The organism is Pengzhenrongella sp. (assembly GCF_036565025.1).
GTDB lineage: Bacteria > Actinomycetota > Actinomycetes > Actinomycetales > Cellulomonadaceae > Pengzhenrongella.
The window spans coordinates 1-9,244 of sequence record NZ_DATCNW010000217.1 but is presented as its reverse complement, the minus strand read 5'-3'; the positions used below and the strand labels follow the sequence as shown (position 1 = coordinate 9,244).

General features: G+C 71.5%; 9 protein-coding genes and 1 pseudogene. 3 read left to right on the top strand and 7 right to left on the bottom strand.

Translation table 11 applies throughout. The annotated features are described in order from the left end of the window. The 3 genes from VIM26_RS12395 to hemE form a co-directional block, all read right to left on the bottom strand. Window positions 1–443: chlorite dismutase family protein (locus tag VIM26_RS12395; RefSeq protein ID WP_331951590.1), on the bottom strand; the 443-nt coding region annotated here is incomplete at its 3' end. Window positions 444–448: 5 nt separating this feature from the next. Next, complete coding sequence (gene hemG / locus VIM26_RS12390; protein ID WP_331951589.1) at window positions 449–1,846, bottom strand: protoporphyrinogen oxidase; 1,398 nt, start codon at window positions 1,844–1,846, stop codon at window positions 449–451. Window positions 1,847–1,848: 2 nt separating this feature from the next. Next, window positions 1,849–2,805 carry a uroporphyrinogen decarboxylase gene (gene hemE, locus VIM26_RS12385; protein WP_414696479.1) on the bottom strand — a complete coding sequence of 319 codons (957 nt, stop codon included), beginning with the start codon at window positions 2,803–2,805 and terminating at the stop codon, window positions 1,849–1,851. 223 nt (window positions 2,806–3,028) lie between these two features. Here hemE and VIM26_RS12380 point away from each other — a divergent pair, with 223 nt between their 5' ends. Genes VIM26_RS12380 through VIM26_RS12370 form a run of 3 tightly spaced genes read left to right on the top strand, consistent with a single transcriptional unit; the run spans window position 3,029 to window position 5,101 of the window. Beyond that, complete coding sequence (locus VIM26_RS12380) at window positions 3,029–3,217, top strand: hypothetical protein (protein WP_331951585.1); 189 nt, start codon at window positions 3,029–3,031, stop codon at window positions 3,215–3,217. Window positions 3,218–3,270: 53 nt separating this feature from the next. Then, window positions 3,271–3,858, top strand: coding sequence for a DUF3000 domain-containing protein (locus tag VIM26_RS12375; protein WP_331951583.1), 588 nt, complete (start codon window positions 3,271–3,273; stop codon window positions 3,856–3,858). Window position 3,859: 1 nt separating this feature from the next. Next, on the top strand, window positions 3,860–5,101 hold the full coding sequence (locus tag VIM26_RS12370) for an HRDC domain-containing protein (protein ID WP_331951581.1): 1,242 nt from the start codon (window positions 3,860–3,862) through the stop codon (window positions 5,099–5,101). Window positions 5,102–5,139: 38 nt separating this feature from the next. Here the strand turns inward: VIM26_RS12370 and VIM26_RS12365 are convergent, their stop codons facing one another. The 4 genes and pseudogenes from VIM26_RS12365 to VIM26_RS12350 form a co-directional block, all read right to left on the bottom strand. Beyond that, entirely contained in the window at window positions 5,140–6,330 is a 1,191-nt protein-coding gene (locus tag VIM26_RS12365; protein WP_331951579.1) for a HAMP domain-containing sensor histidine kinase, read from the bottom strand. Then, a complete protein-coding gene (locus VIM26_RS12360; RefSeq protein ID WP_331951577.1) occupies window positions 6,327–7,028 on the bottom strand; it encodes a response regulator transcription factor in 702 nt (233 codons plus the stop codon). Before VIM26_RS12360 ends, VIM26_RS12365 begins: the two co-directional genes overlap by 4 nt. 25 nt (window positions 7,029–7,053) lie before the next feature. Further along, window positions 7,054–8,997, bottom strand: coding sequence for a 1-deoxy-D-xylulose-5-phosphate synthase (dxs, locus tag VIM26_RS12355; protein WP_331951575.1), 1,944 nt, complete (start codon window positions 8,995–8,997; stop codon window positions 7,054–7,056). Window positions 8,998–9,038: 41 nt separating this feature from the next. Then, window positions 9,039–9,244: pseudogene (locus VIM26_RS12350) on the bottom strand (hypothetical protein); the annotation flags it as partial.

The window sequence follows — 9,244 nt, the reverse complement described above, 5'->3', positions numbered from 1 at the left end:
CGCTCCTGGTCGGGCAGCAGGTACCACTCGTAGGAGCGCACGAACGGGTAGACGCAGACGTAGGCGCGCGCGGTCTCGTCGGCGAGAAATGCCGGGATGTGGCTCTTGTTGAACTCGGCCGGGCGGTGCAACGCCATGTTCGACCACACCGGCTCGAGATGCGTGCCCAGAGCGGTCCGCCGGAACCGGCTGTAGGCGTCCTGCAATGCGTCGGCGGTCGCGGCGTGCCACCAGATCATCACGTCGGCGTCGGCGCGCAGCGCGCTCACGTCGTAGGTGCCGCGGATCGTGACATCCTTCGCGTCGAGCTGAGCGAACAGGTCGTCGACCTCGGCCGCGAGCGCCAGGCGATCCGTCGCGGCGAGCGGCGTGGCCGCCCGGAACACCGTCCATGCGGTGTAGCGGATGACGTCGTTGAGTTCGCGGGCTTGCTTCTCTGCCATGCCCGTCATTCTCCCCTCGCGCGCAGCGACGCGAGCACCTGGTCGGCTGCGCCCTGCGCGGATGCGATGCACGCGGGGATGCCCACGCCGTCGTAGGCCGCGCCGCACACCCCCAGGCCCGGGACGGCGGAGACCGCGGCCCGCACCCGGGCGACCATGTCGACGTGTCCCACCGCGTACTGGGGCAGTCCGCCGCCCCAGCGGGTGACGAGCGCATCGACCGGTTCGGTGTCGACGCCGATCAGGGCGCGCAACTCGTGCCGGACCACCGCGATCAGGTCGTCGTCGCCGCGCTGCAGCAGGTGGTTCTCCCCCGCCCGCCCGACCGATGCCCGCAGCAGGGTCAGCCCGCCCGTCTCGAGCGGCCACTTCTGCGAAGACAGCGTCACCGCCTTGACGCCGAAGCCTTCGTTCGCGCCGACCAGCAGCCCGCTGCCCGCAGGCAGGTGCACGTCACGGAAGGCGAGCGTGGTGATGGCCACGCTCGCGCTCTCGACGCCATGCAGCTCTGCGGCGGCCGCCGGGGCCACGACGCGCAGCAGCAGCGCAGCCTTGGCCGCCGGCGTCGCGACGATCACCGCGTCGGCCTCGACCAGCTCGACTTCGCTCACCGGACCGCAGTCAAGGGCGAAGCCCGTGGGCGTGCGCCGGATGGCGCGCACCGTCGTCGACGTGCGGACCGTGATCGCGTCCCAGGCGGCCAGCCGCTGCGGGATCGTGCCGAGCCCGCGACGCAGCGACGCGAACATCGGGCCCGGCGCGGGGTCGTGCGTGCCGACGTCGGTCACCGCCTGTGCCGCGCGTACCAGCGAACCCCCGGTCCGCCGGAGCCGACCCGCGAGGGCCGGCATCGTCGCGCACAGCGACAGGTCGTCGGCCCGACCGGCGTAGATTCCGCCCAACAACGGTTCGACCAGCCGGTCGGCCACTTCGTTGCCCAGCCGGGAGCGCACCAGCGCCCCCACCGCGACGTCGTCCTCGAGCTGCGGCAGCGCGTCCATATCGGGCTCAGCCGCGATCCGGCCCAGCGCGTGCTCGCTCAGCACGCCGGAGGCACGTGCCGCATCGACGTCCGCTGGGATGCCCATCATCGTCCTCGCGGGCAGCGGATGGGCCGCTCCCCCCGCCCGCACCTGCGCCGACGTGGTCAGCGGGGCGATCATCTCGTCGTGCAGACCAAGCTCGCGAACGAGGGCGACGCCCTCGGGCCGGCGGGCCAGCATCGCTTCGGCGCCGACGTCGACGGTGACTCCGCCCACGGAGCCCAGCCGCAGCTTGCCGCCGACCTCGGGCGAGGCTTCGAGCACCATGACCTCGGCCTCGGGGAGCCGCGTGCGCACCCGGAACGCCGCGGCCAGCCCGGAAATCCCGCCGCCGACAACGACGATCCGCGGACCAGGCACGATCAACGATCCAGCGAATGGACGAGCTCCACGACCCGGGTGATGACGGCCGGGTCGGTGTCGGGCAGGACCCCGTGGCCGAGGTTGAAGATGTGTCCGACCGCGGCACGGCCTTCGGCGACGATCCGGCGCACCTCGCGCTCGATCACCGGCCAGTCGGCGAGCAGGAGCGCCGGATCGAGGTTGCCCTGGACGACCGCACCCGGGCCGACCCGCCGGGCGGCCTCGTCCAGCGGGATCCGCCAGTCGGCACCGACGACGTCGGCACCGGCGTCGCGCATGAGGTCGAGGAACTCGCCCGTCCCCACCCCGAAGTGGATACGCGGCACCCCGGCGTCGGCCAGCGGCTCCAGAACCGAGCGACTGTGCGGCAGGACGTAGCGCTCATAGTCGGCACGCGACAGCGCACCGGCCCAGGAGTCGAACAGCTGCACCGCAGCGGCGCCGGCCGCTATCTGTACCCGCAGGAACTCTCGCGCGATGACCGCGAGCCGGTTCAGCAAGGCGTGCCACAGCACCGGCTGGCCGTGCATCAGCGCCTTGGTGCGCGCGTGGTCACGAGACGGGCCGCCTTCGATCAAGTAGCTGGCCAGCGTGAACGGCGCGCCCGCGAAGCCGATCAACGGCGTGGGTCCTAGCGCGGCGACCAGCGCGCCGACGGCCTCGATGACATAGGGGACGTCTGTTGCGTCCAGCTCGCGCAGCGCGTCGAGCCCTGCCGTGTCCCGGATCGGCTGGTCGACGACGGGGCCGACGCCGGGCACGATGTCGATCGCGACCCCGATCGCGACGAGTGGCACGACGATGTCGGAGAACAGGATCGCCGCGTCGACCTCGTGCCTGCGCACCGGCTGCAGGGTGATCTCGGTGATCAGTTCCGGTGTCCGACACGCGTCGAGCATCGCCGTGCCGGCGCGCAGCGCCCGGTACTCGGGTAGGGACCGCCCGGCCTGGCGCATGAACCACACCGGCGGATGCGGACCGGGGTTACCTGATGCGGCACCGAGGAAGAGTGACTGGGCTGCGACAGCGGTGGCATCAGCGCCGCCCGCCGTCGGAACTGGATTTGACATCGTCGCCCATCGTCGCACGCGTCCCCGGCGCGCCTGCCAGAAATTGTCGGTGGGTCGTGCGAACTTTTGTTTGTCGCCCGCATCTGCGACAGGCGAAGGGGGTTCGACCATGCATGCCGAGCAGTACCTGCACTGTCCGACGTGCGCCGATGTCCGGCTGGCCGAGGCACCGCCGTGCGCCGATGGCCACGGCTACGATTGCCCGGAGCGGGCGTGCACGGATTGCGGTACTGCGCTGTTCGTCGACCCGTTGATCACCCGTGAGCGACTGCGACCCGCAGCCCGCCGCGCCGCCTGAACGCCGACTCGAGAGCGATGACCCCACCCAAACCCCTCCGTCAGGTGAGCGACGTGGACGACGACCCGACCGCGGTACTGGCCGCCGAGGTCCCCGCCCCGACCCCCGATCTGTTCCGTCAGGCGGTGACCAGCCTGACGGGCACGTCGGTCCGCGCCGAGGTCCGGGTCGAGCCGCTGCGCCCGCCGCAGCGGCTGGCGCCTTACAGCTACGCCATCGCGGCCGACGTTCGCGGCGCTGACGGCGACGAGCTCGCCACCGGCCGCCTCGTGCTGCTGCACGATCCCGACGGGGTCGAGGCGTGGGACGGCGTGCTGCGCCTGGTCGCTTTCGCCTCCGCCGAGCTGGACGCGCAGATGGGCGTCGACCCGATGCTGCCCGCCGTCGGCTGGAGTTGGCTGATCGGCGCCCTCGACGAACGGGCCGCGGCATATCGCGCGGCCGGCGGCACGGTCACGCAGACGACGTCCACCCGCTTCGGCGACCTGGCCGGTCCACACACCACGATCGAGCTGGAGTTGCGGGGTTCCTGGACGGCTGATGACGCCGACATGACCCCGCACCTGCACGCCTTCGTCGACCTGCTGTGCGCCGCGGCGGGTCTGCCGCCCGAGGGCGTCACCGTGCTCTCGCCGGGCTGACGTGATCGAACCGGACAATCCGACGGCCTCCGACGAGCCCGACGAGCCCGTCGTCCCCCTGCTGCGCGAACCCGCCGACGGCGTTCCCGAGCCGATCACGAGCCCGGTTCAGCTCGATGACCTCGTCGAGCGAATGCGCCTCGGCAATGGACCCATCGCACTCGACGCCGAACGGGCGTCGGGCTACCGGTACAGCCAGCGGGCATACCTCGTGCAACTTCGGCGCGCAGGGGTGGGCACGGCCCTGATCGACCCGATCCCGCTGCCCGCCCTCAGGCGGCTGGGCGAGGCGATCGGGGACGCCGAGTGGATCTTGCACGCCGCCAACCAGGACCTGCCCTGCCTCGCCGAGCTCGGCCTGTACCCGGCCGCGCTGTTCGACACCGAACTCGCGGGGCGACTGCTCGGCGACGATCGCGTGGCGCTGGGCACCATGGTCGAGCAGCACCTCGGGGTGCGCCTGGAGAAGGGGCACTCCGCCGCCGACTGGAGCACCCGGCCGCTGCCCTATGACTGGCTCGTCTACGCGGCGCTGGACGTCGAGCTGCTCGTGGACCTACGTGACGTGCTCACCGAAGCATTGCGCGACGCGGGCAAGGACGAGTGGGCCCGCCAGGAGTTCGAGGCAGTCCGGCTGGCTCCCGCCCCGACCCCACGGGCCGAGCCCTGGCGACGCACCTCGGGCATCCACAACGTGCGCGAGCGCCGGCAGCTGGCCGCCATCCGGGCGCTGTGGCACGCGCGCGACGAGTACGCCGCGCAGCGCGATGTAGCGCCCGGCCGGGTCCTGCCCGACGCCGCCGTCGTCGCGGCCGCGCGGGCCCAGCCGAAGCGCCCCGCCGACCTCGCCGCGCTGCCGGTCTTCGGCGGCCCCCGCCAGCGCCGCCAGCTTGGCCGGTGGTTCGAGGCGCTCGTGTCGGCAGGTGGCCTCGCCGACGACGAGCTGCCAACGGTGACTGCCGGCGACGGCGGTGACGGCATCCCGTCGACGTCCCGCTGGCGCGACCGCAATCCGGAGGCCGCCGCGCGACTGACCCGCTGCCGCGCGGTGGTCACCGGGATCGCAGTGGCGCACAGCGTGCTCTCCCAGAACCTGCTCGCCTCCGACGTCCTGCGCCGGCTCGCGTGGGCCCCCCCGCAGCCGAGCGATGCCGCGTCCGTGCGCTCGCGGCTGGCCGAGCTGGGTGCCCGCCCTTGGCAGGTCGAGCTGGCCGCTGATCGCCTCGTGGCGGCACTCGGCTGAACCGTCCGTTCGGGTGGGGCTGGGGTGTTCCCGGCCGCTCAGGCGGCGCGGTGGGCGGAGGGCATCGGGCGCTGCCGCGACGAGGGCTGGCGCGGCAATTCGATGCGGATCGCCAGCCCCCCGAACGGCGGGGCGGCGGCCTGCAGCCGGCCGTGATGTGCCTCGACGATCAGCCGCACGATCGCCAGGCCCAGGCCGGCGCCGCGGGTCGCGTTGCGCGCCCGGCGGCTGCGGCGAAACGGTTCGAAGAGCGCATCGACGTCGCCCGGCGGGATCACCGAGCCGCCGTTGGCGACATGCAGCCACACCCACTCGGCGCTTGCCCCCGTCGTCACCCGCAACCAGCCGCCGGGAACGTTGTGGCGGATCGCATTCTCGACGAGGTTGCCGATCAGGCGCTCCAATAGTCGCGGGTCGCCGACCGTTGCCGCGGGCTCGACGTCGGTCTCGACGGTGATCTCGTTGTCCTTGAGCTCGGCTTCGACCGCCCGCAGGACGCCGGGTACCAACCGGGCCAGGTCGACCGGCTCGGCCACCTCGAGCTTGCCCTGCCCGACCGCCTGGAGCGTGGCCAGGGTCAGCAGCGACGTGACGAGGTGCTGGGCCCGCTCGGCGGCCGCCTCGGCCACCTCCCCCATCCTGCGCAGCTCCGCGACGTCGGCGTCCGGATCGGCGAGGGTCACCTCCAACTCGGTGCGAATGACCGCGAGTGGGGTCCGTAGCTCGTGGCTCGCGTTCGCGACGAACAGCCGCTGGCTGTCGAATGACGCGGCCAGGCGGGCGAGCATCTCATCGAAGGTGTCGGCGAGCTCGCGCAGCTCGTCGTCCGGGCCGCCCAGGTCGATGCGCTGGTCGAGATTCTCGCTCGAGAGTTGCCGCGCGGTACGGGTGAGCCTCGCGATCGGGCGCAGCGCCTGCTTGGCGAGCAGGTAACCGCCTGTCGTGCCGATGACGACGATGATCGCGAAGTAGATCAGGCCGGTGTGCAGCAGATAGTCGACTGAGGTGGTGCGCGATTGGCGGCCAATCGCGCTCGGATCGACGTGACGCACATGTCCCGCCTGGTCTTGCAGCGTGACCTTGCCGACGGTGTTGAAGAACGGCAGGCGCGCGATCGAGCGGTTCAACAAGACGATCGAGGTGAACAGGAGCGAGACTCCGACAAGCAGGACCAGTCCGCCGTAAAGCAACGCCATGCGACTGCGCAGCGTCGGGCGGAAGATTCTCACGAGAGCGTCCCGGCTCCTCCATCCACGGCCACGAGAGCCAGCGGATCGATTCGATAGCCCGACCCGACGACCGTGTCGATGATCGCGGGCTCGCCGAGCTTGCGGCGCAGCGTCATCATCGTGACGCGCACGGTGGTCGTGAACGGGTCCGCGTTCTCGTCCCACACCCGATCGAGTAGTTCCTCGCTGCTGACTACCGCACCCTGCGCCATGAGCAGCGTTTCCAGGACACCGAACTCCTTGCGGGTGAGCTCGACCAGCCCGCCGCTCCGCAACACCGTGCGCTTGGCCGAGTCGAGTTCGATGTCGCCGGCCGAGAGCACAGGAGGTGCAGCCGGGGTGGTGCGACGGCCCAGGGCACGGACCCGGGCGACCAGTTCGGCGAACGCGAACGGCTTGACCAGGTAATCGTCGGCGCCGAGTGCCAGCCCAGATACCCTGTCCTCGACGGTGCCGCTCGCGGTCAGCATCAGCACCCGGGTGAGCACGCCCTCCTCGGAGAGCCGGCGGCAGATGTCATCGCCGGGCATTCCCGGCAGGTCGCGATCGAGCACCACCACGTCGTACCGGGTCAGGACTGCCTTGCGGTATCCGTCATCGCCGTCGAACGCGACGTCCACGGCCATGCCCTCCCGGCGTAGCCCACGCGCAACCGCCTCGGCGAGTTGCACTTCGTCCTCAATCACGAGGATCCGCATGTGTCAGCCTTTCTAGCCCGTTTGGTCAAGCGCCGTCGAAGTCGCCCGAGTGGCGCGCGGCGGAGACGTCTGATCCCCGCTCGCTACCCCGTTGAACGAGTGCGGACCACTCAACGATGCGACGCCCGATGTCCTGGACGGTAAGACCGACTTGTGCGCGCACATCGGCAACCTTGCCATGCGCGAGGAACTTCGGCGGAATGCCGAGCTCGCGCGTGGGCACGTCGATGCCGGCCTCGCGCAACGCCTGGGCCAGACGGGAGCCCACGCCGCCCACCACGACACCGTCCTCGACGGTGACGACCAGGGCCGCGCGGCGGGCGAGATCGAGCAACGCCGGGTCGACCGGGGTGACCCAACGCGGGTCGACGACGCGGACCGTGTAGCCGGCCTGGCGTATCGCGGTCGACGCGTCGAGGACGTCGGCGGCGGTGGCGCCGACGGCCACCACGAACGCGTCGACGTCGTCGTCGGGCCCCGGCTCGGCCAGCACGTCGACGCCCCCGGCCTGCCGGATCGCGGGCAGGTCGGGGCCCAGCGGAGTCTTGGGGAAGCGGACCACGGTGGGGCCGCCGGCGTGCTCGACTGCCTCGGCGAGCTCTGCTCGCAGTGTCGCCTCGTCGCGGGGCGCGGCAATGCGGATGCCGGGCACCATGCCGAGCAGGGCGAGGTCCCACATCCCGTTGTGGCTGGCGCCGTCCTCGCCGGTGATCCCCGCACGGTCCAGCACGAGGGTGACCGGCAGTCTGTGCAGCGCGACGTCCAGGAGCAACTGGTCGAAGGCCCGGTTGAGGAAGGTGGCGTAGAGCGCCACGACCGGGTGCAGGCCGCCGGATGCGAGACCGGCGGCCGACGTGAGCGCGTGCTGCTCGGCGATACCCACATCGAAGGTACGGTCGGGGAATCGGCGCGCGAACGCGCTGAGACCAGTCGGGTCGCACATCGCAGCGGTGATGGCGACGATGTCGTCGCGGTGTTCGCCGAAGCGGACCATCTCCTCGCCGAACACCCCCGTCCAGGTGCGCCCGCCCGTCGCGCTCGACTGCCCCGTCTCGGGATCGAAGCCCCGGGACTGATGCATCTGGTCGGCCTCGTCGTTCTCGGCCGGCGGGTAGCCGTAGCCCTTGCGGGTGACGCAATGGACGATCACCGGGCCGCCGAAGCCGCGGGCCAGCACCAGCGCGGTCTCCAGCGCGTCCAGGTCGTGCCCGTCGACGGGGCCGAGGTACTTCAGGCCGAGGTCCTCGAACATGCCCTGCGGGGCCAGCAGGTCCTTGATGCCGCGCTTCACCCCGTGCAGGGCGTCGTAGAGCGGCCCCCCGAACACCGGGGTGCGGCCGAGAGCGCCCTTGACCTGGCCCAGCACCCGCTCGTAGCCCGGACGCAACCGCAGACCGGCGAGGTGGTCGGCCAGCCCGCCGATGGTCGGCGAGTAGGAGCGTCCGTTGTCGTTGACGACGACGATCACCTGACGGTCGGAGGCGGCGATGTTGTTCAGCGCCTCCCAGCACATGCCGCCGGTGAGGGCCCCGTCACCGACGATCGCGACGACCGGTCGCTGTGCGTTGCGGACGGCGAAGGCCTTGGCAAGCCCGTCCGCGTAGGACAGCGCAGTGGAGGCGTGCGAGTTCTCGATCCAGTCGTGCTCGCTCTCGGCGCGGCTGGGGTAACCGGAGAGCCCACCGCTCTGGCGCAGCGTCGGCATCTGCCCGGCGCGGCCGGTCAGCATTTTGTGAACATAGGCCTGGTGGCCGACGTCGAACAGGATCGGTTCGGTCGGGGAGTCGAACACCCGGTGCACGGCAATCGTCAGCTCGACGGCCCCCAGGTTGGGGCCCAGATGACCGCCTGTACGCGATACCGTCTGCACCAGCGAGTCGCGGATCTCCGCCGCCAACAGCACCAGTTCCTCGTGGCTGAGCGCGCGCAGATCGGCCGGAGTGCGCAGACTACCGAGAACGTGTGTCACAAGGGGAAATCGTACGGGGTCATAGCTGGCCGTGCGGCGACTCACCCACCCGCGTCACGCGCCAGTCGCGGCGGAGAGAGCAGCGCGACGCACTCGACGTGGTGGGTCATCGGGAACGCGTCGAAGGCGCGCAACCCGGCCAGGCGCCAACCGGTGTCGAGCGCCACCCGGACGTCCCGGGCGAGGGAGGCCGGATCGCAGGCCAGGTAACCGATCGCGCGCGGCCGCAACGCGAGCAGGGCCGCCA

Coding starts and splice junctions, on each gene's coding strand:
- VIM26_RS12360 (WP_331951577.1), bottom strand. CDS start 7,028: ATGCGGATCCTCGTGATTGAGGACGAAGTGCAACTCGCCGAGGCGGTT.
- hemE (WP_414696479.1), bottom strand. CDS start 2,805: ATGCGCCAGGCCGGGCGGTCCCTACCCGAGTACCGGGCGCTGCGCGCC.
- VIM26_RS12380 (WP_331951585.1), top strand. CDS start 3,029: ATGCATGCCGAGCAGTACCTGCACTGTCCGACGTGCGCCGATGTCCGG.